At 65.1% G+C, this 16,701-nt stretch carries 13 protein-coding genes; all 13 read right to left on the reverse strand.

Annotated features, from left to right (window positions below; all coding sequences use genetic code 11):
- Positions 1-50 precede the first annotated feature (50 nt).
- Entirely contained in the window at positions 51-1,958 is a 1,908-nt protein-coding gene (mutL, locus tag K349_RS0115185) for a DNA mismatch repair endonuclease MutL (protein WP_029166601.1), read from the reverse strand.
- Complete coding sequence (gene mutS, locus K349_RS0115190) at positions 1,955-4,762, reverse strand: DNA mismatch repair protein MutS (protein WP_029166602.1); 2,808 nt, start codon at positions 4,760-4,762, stop codon at positions 1,955-1,957. The genes mutL and mutS overlap by 4 nt, the downstream gene beginning before the upstream one ends.
- Complete coding sequence (ruvX, locus tag K349_RS0115195) at positions 4,759-5,187, reverse strand: Holliday junction resolvase RuvX (RefSeq protein ID WP_029166603.1); 429 nt, start codon at positions 5,185-5,187, stop codon at positions 4,759-4,761. Before ruvX ends, mutS begins: the two co-directional genes overlap by 4 nt.
- Positions 5,184-7,829, reverse strand: a complete 2,646-nt coding sequence (gene alaS, locus K349_RS0115200) for an alanine--tRNA ligase (RefSeq protein ID WP_029166604.1) — start codon at positions 7,827-7,829, stop codon at positions 5,184-5,186. Before alaS ends, ruvX begins: the two co-directional genes overlap by 4 nt.
- Positions 7,830-7,942: 113 nt before the next feature.
- Positions 7,943-9,232, reverse strand: coding sequence for an amidohydrolase (locus tag K349_RS0115205; RefSeq protein WP_029166605.1), 1,290 nt, complete (start codon positions 9,230-9,232; stop codon positions 7,943-7,945).
- A gap of 302 nt (positions 9,233-9,534) precedes the next feature.
- Positions 9,535-10,782 (reverse strand): adenosylhomocysteinase, encoded by a 1,248-nt coding sequence (locus K349_RS0115215; RefSeq protein ID WP_029166607.1) that lies wholly within the window; start codon positions 10,780-10,782, stop codon positions 9,535-9,537.
- Between the two features lie 215 nt (positions 10,783-10,997).
- Entirely contained in the window at positions 10,998-11,813 is an 816-nt protein-coding gene (locus K349_RS0115225; RefSeq protein WP_029166608.1) for a fibronectin type III domain-containing protein, read from the reverse strand.
- A 505-nt stretch (positions 11,814-12,318) separates the two neighbouring features.
- Positions 12,319-13,335, reverse strand: a complete 1,017-nt coding sequence (gene mtnA, locus K349_RS0115235) for an S-methyl-5-thioribose-1-phosphate isomerase (RefSeq protein WP_029166609.1) — start codon at positions 13,333-13,335, stop codon at positions 12,319-12,321.
- A 4-nt stretch (positions 13,336-13,339) separates the two neighbouring features.
- Positions 13,340-14,578, reverse strand: coding sequence for an exodeoxyribonuclease VII large subunit (gene xseA, locus K349_RS0115240; protein ID WP_034265817.1), 1,239 nt, complete (start codon positions 14,576-14,578; stop codon positions 13,340-13,342).
- Complete coding sequence (nusB, locus tag K349_RS17445) at positions 14,541-15,032, reverse strand: transcription antitermination factor NusB (protein ID WP_051464413.1); 492 nt, start codon at positions 15,030-15,032, stop codon at positions 14,541-14,543. The genes xseA and nusB overlap by 38 nt, the downstream gene beginning before the upstream one ends.
- Positions 15,033-15,035: 3 nt before the next feature.
- Complete coding sequence (locus tag K349_RS17450; protein ID WP_034265820.1) at positions 15,036-15,524, reverse strand: hypothetical protein; 489 nt, start codon at positions 15,522-15,524, stop codon at positions 15,036-15,038.
- A 66-nt stretch (positions 15,525-15,590) separates the two neighbouring features.
- Positions 15,591-16,169 carry an Asp23/Gls24 family envelope stress response protein gene (locus K349_RS17455; protein WP_029166612.1) on the reverse strand — a complete coding sequence of 193 codons (579 nt, stop codon included), beginning with the start codon at positions 16,167-16,169 and terminating at the stop codon, positions 15,591-15,593.
- A gap of 51 nt (positions 16,170-16,220) precedes the next feature.
- Positions 16,221-16,691 (reverse strand): hypothetical protein, encoded by a 471-nt coding sequence (locus K349_RS0115255; protein WP_029166613.1) that lies wholly within the window; start codon positions 16,689-16,691, stop codon positions 16,221-16,223.
- Between the last annotated feature and the right edge of the window lie 10 nt (positions 16,692-16,701).

Below are 16,701 nucleotides of genomic sequence, written 5' to 3' on the forward strand. Positions count from 1 at the left end.
CTCCCGGATCACCGGGAAGGAACGTTCCCGCCCCAGGATCCCGGAGAACATCACGCCCTTCCGAAAAAGCGCTCCAGAGCGAAACGGGAGAGGCGCAGCAGGGTGGGGCGTCCGTGGGGACATGTCTCGGGCTCTTCGCAGGCAAAAAGCGCATCGAGCAGGGCGAAGAGTTCCCGTTCGTCCAGGACATCACCGAGCGTGACCGAGCGTTTGCAGGCCATGGTGGCCCAGACGCGCCACAGGGGCGAGCACGGATCTCCCCCCCCTCCGTCTTCCTCCGCCGCGTCCAGGGCCTCCAGCGTCCCCCGAAGCAGTGGAACCGGCGGCACTCCCTCGTCCCCGAGGCAGAAGGGCACCTCCGCGAGCAGTAGCACTCCCTCGTCGTGCAGAAAGGCAAACCCCAGCTCCTCCAGGGCTTCCCGGTGCTCCTCAGCCCGCAGCGCCAGCGACGGCGGCAGCGCGGGCGGCAGGGCCAGGGGCTGCCGCCGGGTTCCCGCCCGGGCGAGACGGCGGATCTTTTCGTAGTGAACCCGCTCCTGTGCGGCGTGGGGGTCCACCAGCAAAAGCCCATCCTGGTCCTCCACCAGCACGTACCCGGCCCGCATACGCCCCAGAAGGGAAAACCGCCCCGCCTCCGCCGGAGGAAGGGAACTGGGCTTTTTCGATTCGGATTGCTCCGCCCAATGCCCTTCCGGTTCTTCCAACTCCGGCTTCCGCTCCGGGAAAAGACCCGGGGCGGACTCCACCGGAAGGGAAAGGAGATGGCCCGCAACGGGCGAAGCCACCCGGAACCGCTCCGGGACCTCCCTGTCGGAACGTCTCACACCTTCTCCCTGGCCAAAGCCGGAATAGGGGTCGTCGTACCACCGCCACGGGGAGTGCGTCGCACCATCCTCGTTTCGGAGTCCCTTTCGGAACACATCCGCCGTCGAGCTTTTGGGAAAAGCCCTTTCCGCGTTCGTCCCCGAAACCCATTCCGCCCCACCGTCGAGGGGAACCTCCGGAGCGAATCGGAAACCCTCGGCAGCGCTCCGGAGCAGGCGGAATACCTGCCCGGCATTGCGGAAGCGCACCTCCGTCTTCGCGGGATGGATGTTCACGTCCACCTCTTCCGGAGGTAATGACAGAAGAACCAGCCAGTTACCGCCACCCCCTTGGGCGAGGGCGGCCCGGACGGCTCTGTCGGCAAAGCGGCGCCCGTTCACGAAGGAAATCACCTCCGCCCGGGAAGCTCCCGGCAGGGGCTGGAACCACAGCTCCGCCGCGGAGGAATCCATGCGGAGACGGCGCATCCGCAGCGGCGGCGAGGGACCCCAGATCTGTCCGAGCAGAAGATCCCGCCGCCCGTCTCCGGAGGAGGCGAAGAGGCGCCGTCCGTCGGAGAAGAGAAGGAACGACACGCCGGGATAGGCGAGGGCGTACTCCCGAAGGACCGTGGCGACCCGGCGGACCTCTCCCGCAGCGCTCTTGAGAAACTTGCGCCGGGCGGGGAGATTGAAGAAAAGATCCTCCACCTGCACCCGTGTTCCCTCGGGGCAGGATACCTCTCCCTCGAAGAGGATCTTTCCCTCGGCGATACGGAGAATACCCCCCTCTCCGGATCGGCCGCGCTCGCGGCTCCGGATCTCCAGCCGCGCCACCGCAGCCAGACTGGCCAGAGCTTCTCCCCGGTAGCCAAGGGTGGCAATGCGCTCCAGGTCGTCCACGGTGGTGAGCTTGCTCGTGGCGTAGCGCTCCACCGCGAGAGGAAGTTCCTCCCGGGGAATGCCCAGACCATCGTCCTCCACCACGAGGGAGCGCCGCCCTCCCTCCTCAAGAAAGACGGCAATCCGCGTCGCCGCTGCATCGAGAGCGTTTTCGAGAAGCTCCTTCACCGCCGAGGCGGGGCGTTCGATGACCTCTCCCGCGGCGACCCTGGAGGCCACCAGCGCCTCCAGTCTGCGAATCGCGACCCTCATGGAGCACCCTCCTCCAGAGCAGAGCGGCTCTTCTCTCGGAGCCGGTAGAGCACCTCCAGGGCCTGGAGGGGCGTCATGGAATCCGGATCGAGGAGGGCCAACTCCTCGAGCACGGCGTCCTTTGCGGCGTCCAGGAGCGAGAGCTGACGCATCCGCCCGCGCCCCTGTCCGAGGGCAGCCCGCGACGCTTCCGGCCAGGCGGCTCCGTCCGGAAACGCTCCGGCCCAGCCCTCACCGCCGGGAACGACCCGACGGGTCTCGAACTCCCGGAGCAGCTCCCGGGAGCGACGGAGCACCGTCTCGGGAATGCCCGCGAGACGGGCCACCTCGATGCCGTAGGAACGATCCGCCGGGCGGGGCACTACCCGATGGAGGAAGGTCACACCCTCCGCCGTCTCCTCCACGGCCATGCTGCAGTTCGTGATCTCCCTGTGCCGCTCCGCGAGCGCGGTGAGTTCGTGGAAATGAGTGGCGAAAAGCACCTTTGGCCTTGCACCGCAGGGGGTGAGGAGATATTCCAGCACGGCCCAGGCGATACTCATGCCGTCGTAGGTGGAGGTCCCCCGACCGATCTCGTCCAGGACGACGAAGCTCCGGTCCGTCACGTTGTGGAGAATGCCCGCGGTCTCCACCATCTCCACCATGAAGGTGGAGAGCCCCCGGTCCAACTCGTCCCGAGCGCCAATGCGGGTAAAAATCCGGTCCGTAAGCCCCACCTCTGCCCTTTCCGCGGGAACGAAGCTCCCCATCTGGGCCATGAGGATAAGCAGTGCCGCCATGCGGAGGTAGGTTGACTTGCCCGCCATGTTCGGTCCCGTGACCACGGCAATGCGCACGCCGTCGCCGTCGAGGAGCACGTCGTTAGGGGTGAAGGAGCGATTTCCCAGAGCCACCTCCACCACGGGATGGCGCGCTCCGTGCAGGGCAAGGCGCGTTCCTTCCGTCACGAGGGGACGCACGTACCCCCGCTCCCAGGCCACGTCCGCAAGGGAAGCCGTGGCGTCCAGGGCCGCCAGAGCACGCCCCAGCTCCTGCACACACGATCCAGCCTCCAGGGTGACCCGGATCAGTTCCTCATAGAGGGCGCTCTCCCGGGCGGCAATCCGCTCGGAGGAACTGCGCATCCGCTCCTCGAAGACGGCAAGTTCCTCCGTGACGAACCGCTCGCCCCCCACGAGGGTCTGTTTCCGGCTGTACTCGGGGGGAATGTTCTCCAGGTTCGCCCGGCTGATCTCGATGTAATACCCGAAGACCTTGTTGTACCCCACTTTCAGGGACTTGATCCCCCGGAGTTCCCGCTCCCGGGCGGCGTAGTCCCGGAGCCATTCCTCACCGCCCCGGGCAACACACCGCCACTCGTCCAGCTCCGGATCGGCCCCGTCCCGGATGACGCCTCCGGCGTGCACCAGTCGGGGCGGATCGTCCGCCAGAGTTTTCAGTGTCTCCGCCAGCGGTGCGAGGTCCGGAACGGCCCGCAGGAGTTTTCCCACCTCCCGGGCCGCGCAGAGGGCCACCAGGCCGGGAAAGGCCGCCAGGGTGTCCCGGATGGCCGCCAGGTCCCGGGGCGTACCCACCCGGAGGCTCAGCCGCCCAAGGGCGCGCTCCACGTCGCGGCATGCTCCCAGGACATCCCGGACGGCCCGGAGGAGCGCCGGGTCCTCCGTCAAGGAGGCCACGGCGTCCTGCCGTTTCCGGATTTCCTCCACAGAGCGCAAAGGGCGCAGGATCCACTCCCGGAGACAGCGCTTTCCCATAGGTGTACTGCAGCGATTCAGGACGGCGAAGAGGGAGAGCCCGTCCCCTTCCACAAGATCGAGGTTCCGCACAGTGGTGACGTCCAAATGGAGAAAAAGTCCCGAGTGAAGGGGGCGGAGGCGCCACACGTGCCGGGCGGCACTGAAGTGGGTCTCTTCCAGGTAGTCCAGGACTACCCGGGCGCATCCCGCGGCGGCGTCGCCGGGGAGAACGCCGTGGGCGGCGAGGCTCGCCACGGCAAAACGGGCGGCGAGGCGCTCCTCTCCCGCGGCGGGGTCAAAGTGGTTCCGCGCCAGAAGGCGCTGGGGTACTCGGGCAATCTGCTCGCGAATGCGCCCGGGAAGACGCTCCAGTGTTCCCCTCGGCAGCAGGATCTCCTGGGGAACGAAGGTTGCCAGAAGGGATGCTGCTTCATTCTCCGACACCGTTCCCGCTTCGAGAGAGCCTGTTCCCGGCGCAAGCAGCGCCAGGGCAATGCCCCCGTCCCCCGCAGGAGCGAGCGCGGCGAGGCGCCCCTCTCCGGAGGGGTCCTCGGGAACGTAAGTTCCTGGAGTCACCACCCGGACGACGCTCCGCTCCACCAGGGTACGCCCATCCGGCTCCGTCACCTGGTCACAGAGCGCAACGGAGAATCCCTCCCGGACGAGCTTGCTCAGGTAGCTCTCCACGGCGTGGAAGGGAACGCCCGCCATGGGAATCTTCTTCTCCGGGTCCCGGGCGGTGAGAGTGATGTCCAGCACCGCCGAGGCGGTCCTCGCGTCGTCGAAGAAGAGTTCGAAGAAGTCCCCCATGCGGAAGAAGAGAAGGCAGCCGGGATAGCGCTCCTTCCAGAAGAGATACTGTTCCAGCATGGGAGTGCGCTTGATGTCCGGGGGAAGGACGGGGATCTTCCCCCCGCTCGGAGCGTCCGACAACGCAGACAGCTCCCGCAGGAGAGAGGAACCTTCTCCGCATTCCGTTCCGTTCCGCACCGTCACGAAACCCTCTTCTTCCGCAGGTGTCGTATCACGCCCCGCCCCGTCGCAGTCCTCGGCGTTTCCGTTCCTCATGGGGCACCCCCGCGCTCCCGGAGCCGGTCCAGATACCCCTGCAGCAGCACCGTCGCGGCGATCTTGTCCACATGCCCCTTCCGCTTCTCCCGGGAGACGTCCGCCTCCAGCAGCACCTGAGAGGCCGTCACAGTGGTGAAGCGCTCGTCCCAGGTGGCGATCTCCAAGTCGGGATAGCGGCGGCGCAGCTTCTTTGCCAGAGTGTGAATCCGCTTCGCCTCGGGACCTTCCTCGCCGGTGGTGCGCACAGGAAGCCCCAGGACGATGACCTGCACCCCATAGGCCGCCACGGTCTTGTCGAGTTCGGTGAGCCAGTCCCCCCCCGCGGCGAAGACGGCGATCCCCTGGGCAAAGCTGCCCAGGGGGTCGCTCACGGCAACTCCGATACGGACGGTCCCGACATCGAGTGCGAGAATGCGTTTCATTTTCCGGAGACGAGCTTTTCCACCACAGCCTGGACTGCCGCCAACGCCTCTTCCGCCTTGGCGGGATCCTTGCCGCCCGCCTGGGCGGTTTGTGCGCGCCCGCCGCCACCACCGCCGGCGATCCGGGAGATGTCCCGCACCACGTTCCCCGCGTGGACGCCCTTCTGCACCGCCGCGTCATCCGCCATGGCCACGAAAAGGACCTTTTCCTCCGTCACGCCCGCGAAGACCACGAGCACCGGGGAGAGCGCGGCCTTGATCCGGTCACCCACGGAGCGGAGCAACTGATCGTCCACATTCCGGAAGAGTCCCGTTACGACGGAGATCCCCGCCACGTCCCTTCTGGCGGCCACCAGACTCTCCACCCGAGCGAGATGCACTCGGAGACGCTCCTCCGCCAGGGCTTTCTGGAGGTGCTTCACCTCGTCCTGAAGAGCCTCCACCTTCGCGACGAACTGGTCCGGATCGCCGCCGAGACGCAGCTCCAGCTCGGACACCACGCGGGCCGTGTCGAGGGCCTGCTCCACTGCGGGCATTCCCGCCACGGCGGTGATGCGGCGCACTCCAGCACCGATACCCTCCTCGCGCAGAATCTTGAAGAAGCCGATATCCCCTGTGGCATCCACGTGGACACCACCGCAGAGTTCCGTGGAGAAGCCGGGAATAGAGATCACCCGCACCTCCTCGCCGTACTTCTCGTCGAAGAGCGCCTTGGCGCCCTGTTTTTTCGCCTCGTCCAGGGTGGTGTGAGCCACCCGGAGATCCTCGTTCTCCAGGATCTGGGCGTTCACGATCCGCTCCACCCGTTCGAGTTCCCGTAGAGTTACCGGAGCGAAGTGGGTGAAGTCGAAGCGGAGCAGCTCCGGCGAGACGAGAGAACCCGCCTGGCGGACATGTTCACCGAGCACGCGAATCAGAGCCTCGTGGAGCAGGTGAGTCGCCGTGTGATGACGCCGGATCGCGGTGCGGCGCTCCACGTCGATCCGCGCCGTCACGGAGTCCCCTACGGAGACGGTCCCGGAGACAACCCGACCCCTGTGGACCGTGAGCGTTCCCGCGGCGATCACCGTGTCCTCCACGACGATCCGCCCCGAGGGGCCTTCCAGCACACCCCGGTCGCCCACCTGACCGCCCCGCTCGCCGTAGAAGGGTGTCCGGGCGAGCACCACCTCAACGACGTCTCCCTCCTCGACGCTCGTCACGGCGGCGCCCTCGATGACGAGAGCCTTCACCTCCGAGGTTGCCTCAGTCCGGTCATAGCCATCGAAGACGGTGCTGCCGAGCGTTTCCGACAGCTCCGTGTAGAGCGTCCCCGACAGGGTGGAGGCGAGCTGCTTGCTCGCCGCCCGGGCGCGCTCCTTCTGCTTGCGCATTTCTTCCCGGAACTCCCCCTCGTCCACGGAAACGCCCTGTTCGGAGCAAATCTCCTGGGTGAGTTCGAAGGGAAAGCCGTAGGTATCGTACAGCTCGAAGGCCACTCCGCCCGGCAGGGCCGTCTCGCCCCGGGCCTTCCTGGAGCGAACCTCCGTCTCGAGGAGAATACTTCCCTGTTCCAGGGTGCGACCGAACTTCTGTTCCTCCAGGGAGATCACCGACTCGATGGTGGCCCGGTTCGCCAAAAGCTCCCCGTAGGGATCGGCCATGAGTTCCATCACCGTGGGCAGCAGATCAAGCAGGAAGGGTCGATCTACGCCGAGGAGACGTCCGAAGCGCACCGCCCGCCGGAGAAGACGCCGGAGCACGTACCCCCGTCCCTCGTTGGCGGGAAGGATGCCGTCGGCGATCATGAAGGCGAGGGCGCGCACATGGTCGGAGATGACCCGCACGGCAAGATCGCCCCGGGGAGTGGCGCCGTAGGACGTTCCCGAGATGGCGCAGGCCTTGTCGATGAGGGGTTTGAACAGGTCGGTCTCGAAATCGCTCTTCACCCGCTGCACCACCGAGGAGAGGCGCTCCAGCCCCATTCCCGTGTCAATGTTCTGCTTCGGCAGGGGGATCAGCTCTCCCGCCTCGTTCCGGTTGAACTGCATGAAGACGAGGTTCCAGATCTCCAGATAGCGGTCACAGCTGCATCCCACGGCGCAATCCGGCCTACCGCAGGAGAACTCCGGTCCCTGGTCGTAGATGATTTCCGAGCAGGGACCACAGGGACCCACGGGACCCACGGCCCAAAAGTTGTCATCCTCGCCGAGGCGGACGATCCGGTCCTTGGAGAGTCCCACCGAGGTATGCCAGAAATGGAAGGCCTCGTCATCGTCCAGGTAGATCGTGGCGTAAAGGCGGTTCGGATCGAGCCCGACCCGCTCGGTGAGAAACTCCCACGACCAGGGGATGATCTCCTTCTTGAAGTAGTCTCCAAAGCTGAAGTTGCCGAGCATCTCGAAGAAGGTGTGGTGCCGCGCCGTGCGCCCCACATTGTCGATGTCGTTGGTACGGATGCATTTCTGGCTCGTGGTGGCCCGGAGCACCTCCGGTCGTCGTATGCCCAGGAAAAAGGGCTTGAACGGAACCATTCCCGCGATGGTGAAGAGGATCGTCGGATCCTCGGGAATGAGGGAAAAGCTCGGGTAGCGCACGGAATTCTTCTCCTCGAAATAGGCGAGGAACAGTTCGCGCAAGTCTCGTCCCTTTCTCCACTGCATGGTTTTGTCACCTCTTCCGAAAGTTCTGTCGTTGTGTCTTCCGTTACCTCTCCTCGCCGTTTTGTCGCGGTGTCCTCCACGACCCCTTCTTCCGCGAAGAGCCCCTTGCCGCCTTAAATCTCAAGCAGTTCCCGCCGGGCGCTCCGCGAGGCCGCGAGGATTTCCTCCGCGTCCAGGGTGGGGAAACAGCCGTTCTGGTAGACCCATTTCCCCGCCACCATGGTGCCCGTCACATCCATGGCGCTTCCCGCGTAGACGAGATACTGGACGAGGTTGCCCTCGTTCCATCCCACGTAGTGGGGTGCGTCCAGATCCACCAGCACCAGATCCGCCTGCCACCCCTCCCGGATGAGTCCCACGTCGCTGAAGCCGAGGGCCCGGGCTCCTTCAAGGGTGGCCATGCGGAGCACGTCCCGGGCGGGAATGGCCGTGCAGTCTCGCCGACATCCCTTGTGGAGGAGCGCCGTCATGCGCATCTCTCCCCACACGTCGAGACGGTTGTTGCTCGCCGCGCCGTCCGTCCCGAGGGCCACGTGGACGCCCGCCCGGAGCATCTCCGGAACGGGGGCGATGCCGCTGCCCAACTTGAGGTTGCTCGAAGGGTTGTGCACCACCGTGAGATTGTTCCGGGCGATGCGGGGAAGCGCCTCGGGGTCGAACCACACGCCGTGGGCGAGGACCGCGAAGGGAGCGTCGAGGATGCCCGTCTCCTCCAGCAAGTCCACGGGATCCCGTTTCAGTTGCTCAAGAATGTATCCCTTTTCCCATTCCGTTTCAAGCCAGTGGATGTGCACGCCCACCCCGAGTTCCCGGGCGGCGTCGGTGACGACCCGGAGCTGTTCCGGAGAGAGCGTGTAAGGCGCGTGGGGGCCGAGCTGAACGGAGATGAGCCCTTCCCTGCCGTGCCAGTTCCGGACGAGATCACAGGCGTTCTCCAGGCGATCTCCGATGCCTTCCTCCCCGGCGGAGATGATGCCCCGGCAGAGCCCCGCTCGGACTCCCGCATCGAGGGCCGCCTGGGCGGTCTGTTCCATCTCGAAGTACATGTCTCCGAAGCAAGTGACACCTCCGGAAACCATTTCGAGAAGCGCCTGTTTCGTCCCCCAGGCAAAGTGCTCCCGACGGAGCCTGGCCTCCACGGGCCAGATGGATTTCTGCAGCCAGTCCATAAGGGGCTTTTCCTCGCCAAGGCCGCGCAGGAGCACCATCACCGCGTGGGTATGGGCATTCACCAGGCCGGGGATGATCGCGGTCTTTCCGTAGCATTCCACCACGTTCTCTCCTGTCCCCTTCCCCGCAGGAAGGACCGCCGCGATACGGCCGCCCTCGACGGCCACGTCGGCGAAACGGGCTCTCTCGCTTTCACCATCGAGAACAACCACGTGACGCAGCAACAGACCCATGACGAACGACCACCTTTCCTCTCCGGCTTCCGGGCCTCCTCAGGCCCTGGGGAAATTTCCCAGGGAATGCCCGCTTTCTTCGAGAGCATCGCGGCCTCTTGCGGCACGGCACCGGCAACACCCTTCGCAAACGCTCTCCCGCCTCTTCTCGAAAGAGAATGCACACGACTCATTCCCGAAGCGCTCCGGGAGTTCCCGCCTCTGGCATCGCTTCCGACGCAAGGTGACCTTCCCTCGGAACCGCTCCTTCCGGTCGCGGTGCGGGCGCGCGTTCGGGCGCAGAAAGCCCGAACGCGCGCCGCCTAGTCTTCCTTCCAGCTGTCGAGGTAGAGTCGCTGCTCCTCCGTCAGCTCGTCCAGAGCAATGCCAAGGCTCTCCAGCTTGAGCCGGCCCACCTGCAGATCCAGCTCCTCCGGCACATTGCTCACCCCCGGGGCGAGTCGGGTGGTCCAGATATAGAGCGCAGACAGGAGCTGCACGGCGAAGCTGAGATCCATGATCTCCACGGGGTGGCCATCGCCGGCGGCGAGATTCACCAGCCGTCCCTCGCCGAGCAGGTGGAGGTGCCGTCCATCCTTGAGCACATAGGTCCGCACGTTGGGGCGAAAGCTCTCCCACCTCTCCGACAGTCCCTCCAGATCGGGAATGGAGATCTCCACATCGAAGTGCCCCGCGTTGGCCAGAATCGCGCCGTCCTTCATGACCGCCATGTGCTCACCCCGAATCACCCGGGTGTTCCCCGTGACGGTGACGAAGACATCCCCCAGGCGAGCCGCCTCCATCATGGGAGCAACGTGATGTCCATCCATGAGGGCCTCCAGAGCACGGTGGGGATCCACTTCCACCACCACCACCGTGGCGCCCATCCCCCGGGCTCTCGTGGCGACACCCTTGCCGCACCAACCGTACCCCGCAACAACCACGGTACGGCCCGCAATGAGCAGATTCGTGGTACGCAGCAGCGCGTCGAGAACGGACTGCCCCGTTCCGTACCGGTTGTCGAAAAGATATTTGCTGTAGGCGTCGTTCACGGCGATCATGGGAAACTGGAGACGTCCCTCCCGATCCAGAGCGCGCAGGCGCTTCACCCCCGTGGTGGTCTCCTCGCAGCCGCCCCGGATACGGGGGATCAGCTCGGGAAACTCCTCGTGAACCATGGCGACCAGGTCGCACCCGTCGTCGATGAGCACGTCCGCGCCGCCGCGCAACGCATCCCGAAGGGAATCGAAATACTCCTCGGAAGTCATGCCCCGCCTGCTGAACACGTGCACACCCTCCTCCACCAGGGCAGCGCACACGTCGTCCTGGGTGGAGAGAGGATTGCTTCCCGCAGCGACCACCTCCGCACCCAGCTCCTTCAGGGTCCGGAGCAGGCAGGCCGTCTTGGCCTCCAGGTGGAGACAGGCAACGAGGCGACATCCCACAAGGGGTTTCTCGTCCCGGTATTTCTTCGCTAGCAGCGAAAGGACCGGCATGTATTGCCAGGCCCAGCGGATCTTGTTCGCCCCGGAGGGAGCGAGGGAAGGATCGGCGATACGGCTTGTCGTCATGGCGTTTCCTCCTTGAATGCGTTCATGGCTTTCGCAACGGCTTCACAAAAGTGTTACAAGAGCTTCAGCAGGTCCTTCAAGCGTTCCGCCACCGCTTTCGGACGTCGTAGATTCCACAGATGACTCCAGCAGCGGAGGTCTCTTCAAAAAAGGAAAAGCGAGACGGAGACGCAACATGCGTTTCCGCTCCGGCGGGCGCCTTCCGACGAAATTCGTCAGTTCCCGCCACGGCGCCTCCGGAAACGGGCGGCCAGAGAAAGTCCCGCCAGAAGCGGCAGGATCGTCCAGGGAGACGCGCCGCCCAGAACGCATCCTCCGCTGCTCAGGGACTCGTCGATCTCCATCGTCCGGAAGGACCAAACCACCGAAGAAGTGGTGTTCCCCCGCTCGTTCGTCGCCTCCACCCGCCAGAAGTAGAGAGTTTTCCCCTTCAGCGGCTGGGGCGGCGTGAGATGCGGAACGGTGATCTCCGCTCCGTCCGAGGGAACGGTCATGTTCTGCGAGGTGGTTCCGAAGTACACCGTGTAGGTGACGCCCTCGCTCCCCGCTCCCTCGCTAGGGCTCCAGCGGAGCGAGATGTCCCCCGCCACCTCCGTGGCGCCGTCGGCGGGGTCGGGAGAATGGGGTGCGCTGGGATAGCCCTCGGCGACGGTCGTAAAGGCCCACACGTCGGAGGTGGCCGTCACCTCGCCGTTTGTCGCCCGGACATACCAGTAGTAGGTTCTCCCCACCTGAAGATCCCCTGGAGTGTAGAGCGTGGCCGTATATCCGGGACCCGCCCGGCGCGTCATCGTCTGACTCGTGGCCCCCAGGAAGACTTCGTAGGTGAATGCATCCGAGGGGATCTCCTCATCGCCGCTTGTGACGGCGATGGACCAACGAAGACTTCCCGTGACGGGAAAATCCGTCTGGTTGTTCGTGGGGCTCACCGGCGTGAAGGTGATCTCCGCCGCCGTGGCAACGGCCCAGACGCCGAAAGTACAAAGGAGTGCGAAGAAAAAAACGCAAAGGACATTCCGTGCTGTTCTCACCGGTTCCATCTCCTTATCTGTGTACTGTGACGTGCTCAGCCTGTGCGGTGTTCTCGAGGGACTGGACGACGCATCTCTTCCGTTGCAGCTCCGCTACCGCGTGCGGGCGCTTCGGAAACGGAGTGGCATCTCTCCTCCGCCTCCGGGAGAAACCAAAAACGACACGCATTCTCCATGTCTCACCGCGGAAAAAGCAACCCCCTTCCATCCCCGAAGAACTCGAAAACAACGCCGCTCCTCCGTCTCCGGCAACGTCTGCAAAGGACACGCACTTCCTCCAACTCGCCGCGCCTTCCACAGAGAACACGTCGATGGATGCAGAAAAAACGACATATTCCTCAAGAGCAAACCCGTGCGTCGGTTCCGCCTTGGCGCATTACACCATCGGGCTCCTTGGGAGAGGGCATGGAGAAGATATTCTCCGCTCTACGTAACCTCTGAACAATGCCGCGCCCGCCTCGGAAAAACTCGATGCTGCGATCGAAAGAGGGCGATTCCTTCTTAATCAGAGCTTTCCTACGTCCTTTTCCGCCGCCCCGAAACGATAGGGAGGAAACGTCACGGACTCCTCGCTGATGATGGCCGTGATAAGCGCCCCTGGGGTGACGTCGAAGGCTGGGTTCCACACGGGAATGCCCTCGGGGGCTGTGCGCACGCCACCGAAGGAACGAACTTCCTCGCCGTTTCGCTCCTCGATGGGGATGGCCGCACCGTGCGGCAGAGATGGGTCGAAGGTGCTCGTCGGAGCCGCAACGTAAAAGGGAATGCCGTGGTGACGGGCCAGGACAGCCACGCCGTAGGTTCCGATCTTGTTCGCCACATCGCCGTTGGCAGCGATGCGGTCCGCTCCCACGATCACTGCGTCCACCCGCCCCGAGGCCATAAGCGCTCCCGCCATGCCGTCACAGATGAGCGTCACGGGGATGGCCTCCTCCCGGAGTTCCCAGGCGGTGAGGCGCGCACCCTGGAGCACCGGGCGGGTTTCATCCGCGTAGACCCGCACGTCCTTTCCCATCCGGATGGCAGCGCGGACAACCCCTAGGGCCGTGCCGTATCCTCCCGTCGCCAGAGCACCGGCGTTGCAATGGGTGAGAACGGCGCACCGCTGCGGAAGCAGGGTCGCTCCGTTCGCCCCCATGGCGCGATTCATGGCGACGTCCTCCTCGTGGATCCGCACTGCCTCGTCGAGCAGGCCTTCCGCGAGAGTCGCGTCGCCCACGGAGCGGCTCTTTGCGAGCATGCGCTCCAGCGCCCAGAAGAGGTTCACTGCGGTGGGGCGAGTCCTGGCAAGGCGTTCCTCCGCGCTGGCGAGGGCATTCCGTCCTCCCACACGGGCGGCGAGAACCATACCGTAGGCCGCGGCGATGCCGATGGCGGGCGCGCCCCGCACGGCGAGCGTCTCGATGGCGACAGCCACGGTCTCCACGTCGCGGCAGACGAGATAGCGCACGTCTCCAGGAAGCACCCGTTGGTCGAGGAGGACCAGGGCATCGTCTCTCCATTGCAGCGTCTCGGGTAACATGTCCTCACTCCTTCCCCGGTTCGGGCGCGTGGAGTGTCATTTCCTCCGTGACCTCCGCGCCGATTTTTCCGTCGGCGAAACAGAGGCGCACTCCATCCCCCCGGCGCAGCGCTGCGCCGGAGACGACGGGATGCCCGCCTTCGTCCTCGCAGGAGATGAAGCCCCGGGACAGCACGCTCAGGGGGGAAAGGACATCCAGCGCGGCAGCAAGCCCGCCAAGGCGGGCCTCGGCACGCATGATTCCCTGGGATATCCGCCCATAAAGCTCCTGGAAGGTCCGGGCGATCCGAGTCTCCGCCTCCGCGAGAGGCCCTCGGAAAATCGCCACGGTCATGCGGTGCCGGAGCTGGGCCAGATGCTGCTCCCGGCTCCCGATCCGGCGTTCCGCGCTGCGGTACAGGTGGCGCCGCTGGAGCGCGAGCTGAGCGAGCAGGGCGTGTCTGTCGGGAAACACCCGCTCCGCCGCCGCCGAGGGGGTCGGGCAAGCCGCATCCGCCGCAAGATCCGCCAGGGATTGGTCCACCTCGTGTCCCACGCCGGTCACCACGGGAACGGGACAGGAACGGAGGGCCCGGATGATCCGCTCGTCGTCGAAGGCGGCGAGATCGTCCCGCGAGCCGCCTCCACGGACGAGGAGTACCGCCTCCACGCCGAAGGAGCTTCCGGCGATGCCGAGGGCACGAGCGACGCTCTCCGGAGCCTCGAACCCCTGGACGACCGCGGGAACAACCAGAATGGCGCAGGCGGGAAAACGCTTCCGAGAGACCTTGAGAACGTCCCGGACCGCCGCCCCCGTGGGGGATGTCACCAGGGCCACCCGCATCGGCCAGGGCGGCAGAGGACGTTTATGGCGCGGATCGAAGAGGCCTTCCCGAGCAAGGCGTTCCTGCAGCTCCGCCTTGGCCCGGGCCTGGGCGCCCGAGCCCGCGGGGACGAGGCGGCGGGCATAGAGCTGATAGGTGCCGCGTGCGGCGTAAACGCCGATGCGCCCCTCCACGAGGACGTCGTCCCCCACCTGAGGCCACTGGGGCACATGCACGGCGTCGCCCCGGAAGAGCACCGCAGCGAGGCGGCTTCCCGCGTCGCCCACGGTGAAATAGACGTGTCCGCTGGTGTGCCGCTTGAGTTCCAGGATTTCGCCGCGGACGACGCAGTTCTGCAGAAGGGAGTCCGCCCCGAGCAGTCCCTCGACCCGGGCGTTGACCTCACTCACCGTGAGAAATGTCTTCTGGAACTCCCTCATCTCGTTTCTTTCTCTCCCCTTCGTCGCCGAGTCCCTCCAGGGCACGGACGATGCGCCCCAGCACGCCGTTCACGAAACGTCCCGATTCCTCGGTGCCGAAGACCTTGACCAGCTCCACCGCCTCGGAGATCGCCACGGCGAGGGGCGTCGTCTTCGCAATGAAACCCTCGTACAGAGCCATCCGGACCGCCACGCGGTCCACGACGACCATGCGTTCGGGGCGCCAGTTCACGATGTAGGTGCGAATCAGAGTGTCGATGGCGACCCGTTCGGACCAGACTCCGAAAACGAGCTCCTTCGCGTACCGGACGACCTCCGGATCCTCCGAATCCATGGGAAACGTTTCCAGCACCGATGCGGGCAGTTCATCCGGGCGCAGATCCAGCGTGTAGAGAAGCTGCAGGGCGATCTCCCTGGATCTGCGTCTTCTCTGGGGCAGCAAATGTCTTTCCACTCTTCACCCTCGCAGACGTCGCAGAATGTTTCGAACCATCATCCGTCCCCGCAGGTCGAGGACGAACCACGCTACACCGAAAGCGATTCCTCCGGCGACAAGCGCCCGCACGAGACCGGGAACACCCATGTGCGCAAGCCCCACGAGCAGGGCGGCGGCACCTCCCCAGGCACGGGGGTCGTGGAGTATCTTCTCCAGGGAGCCGCTCTCGGAGGGTTTCTCCGCGGCGAGCCACATGACCTCCACGGCCTCGAAACCCAGAGGGACCAAAAGCCGCCGAACCAGTTCCTCGGCGGACCGGAGCCGCTCCCTGTCCGCCGCGTCACTCCCCTCGGGGAAGCCGATGCGCGGGACGAGCAGTCCCTTCTCGTCCCAGAGCGCTACGTCTTTGCACTGGAACCCCTCGGGCAGTTTTTCGTTCAACAGCGTCCTCACGCCGCTCTCGGAGATCCAGAGTTTCCCTTGCGGTGACGATTTCCAGTACAAGAACACGGGCCTCACCTCACAGAACAGGAGCCGGCCCCGCGAAAGACCGGCTCCTTCACGATCAGCCCACGATCAGGAGTTTTCCTGATCTTTCTCCGGCTCCTCCTCGGGGCGATGGGGATCTCCCGACACGACGAAACCCGGCGTCTGGGGCGTCGTGTCTGCCTGCGGTCCGCCGTGCCCCTGGGAAACGGGAGGCGATGGCGGCGACTCCGGTTCGGCTTCGTTGAGATAGATGTTCTGCACGTAGACGTTGACGGATTTGACGTGATAGCCCGTGTAGGTCTCGAGATGGCCCTTGACGGACTCCTGAACGTCCCAGGCAACATCGGGTATGCGCATGCCGTACTTCACGGAAATGTAGGCGTCCACGAGAATACGCGGAGGCATGCCCTCCTCGACGGCGATGCGGATGCCGTTCGTGGTCTTCCGTCCCAGTCCGAGAGAAGCCAGTGGCCCCGCTCCGGCGGGTTTGACCCCATGGACATTCTTAAGGGCCTGGGTCGCCAACTGCAGAATCACTTCCTCCGAGATACGAACCTCACCGTCGGCCTGAGGACGGAACTCCTCGGGTGCGACATCCTCCTGCATCTCGTCCTCCTGAACAGCGTCCTCTTCGAGATCGAAGTGCTCCCGGTCTTTCTGCTCCACCTGATCCGAACCTCCCCTCCGTGCCTGTTCCTGTTTCCGTTCAGTGCCTCCCTACTCCCTCAGCGCGAACATACGACCGCACTGGGGACACTGGAGTTCCTCCTCGTCCTCGTAGGCATCGGGAGCGAAGAAGAACACGTGGCCGCAGTGCACGCACACACAGGATTCGTACTGGTCAAGGAGATCTTCATCCTCGTCTTCTTCCCCGTCGAGGGGCTCCTCCTCCGAAAAGGAATCGTCCTCCTCGTCGGAACCGCCGAAGGACCAGGAAGACCCCCGTTGCGGACCGTCGAAGGATTCCACCACCTCGTCCAGATCCTCCCGAAGTTCCGCGATCTCTCCGGCGAGTTCCTCCAAGTGTTCCTGCTGGTCCTCCGCACGGCGCTCGTTCTCCTCGATCTGCTCCGCCAGGGCGGCGAGAGCGGCGACAATTGCGTCGTACACCTGCCGATCCGCTGCTTCCAGCGAGGTTCTGGCATCGAGCATGCCCCTTATGTAGGCTATCGTCTCCCGCGCACGCACGTCGGATCAC

Origin of the sequence: Aminiphilus circumscriptus DSM 16581 (assembly GCF_000526375.1) — a bacterium.
Taxonomy (GTDB): domain Bacteria; phylum Synergistota; class Synergistia; order Synergistales; family Aminiphilaceae; genus Aminiphilus; species Aminiphilus circumscriptus.

Excerpts from the sequence above, each read along its gene's own strand:
- mutL (WP_029166601.1), bottom strand. The coding sequence starts at position 1,958 with ATGAGGGTCGCGATTCGCAGACTGGAGGCGCTGGTGGCCTCCAGGGTC.
- mutS (WP_029166602.1), bottom strand. The coding sequence starts at position 4,762 with ATGAGGAACGGAAACGCCGAGGACTGCGACGGGGCGGGGCGTGATACG.
- ruvX (WP_029166603.1), bottom strand. The coding sequence starts at position 5,187 with ATGAAACGCATTCTCGCACTCGATGTCGGGACCGTCCGTATCGGAGTT.
- alaS (WP_029166604.1), bottom strand. The coding sequence starts at position 7,829 with ATGCAGTGGAGAAAGGGACGAGACTTGCGCGAACTGTTCCTCGCCTAT.
- K349_RS0115205 (WP_029166605.1), bottom strand. The coding sequence starts at position 9,232 with ATGGGTCTGTTGCTGCGTCACGTGGTTGTTCTCGATGGTGAAAGCGAG.
- K349_RS0115215 (WP_029166607.1), bottom strand. The coding sequence starts at position 10,782 with ATGACGACAAGCCGTATCGCCGATCCTTCCCTCGCTCCCTCCGGGGCG.
- mtnA (WP_029166609.1), bottom strand. The coding sequence starts at position 13,335 with ATGTTACCCGAGACGCTGCAATGGAGAGACGATGCCCTGGTCCTCCTC.
- xseA (WP_034265817.1), bottom strand. The coding sequence starts at position 14,578 with ATGAGGGAGTTCCAGAAGACATTTCTCACGGTGAGTGAGGTCAACGCC.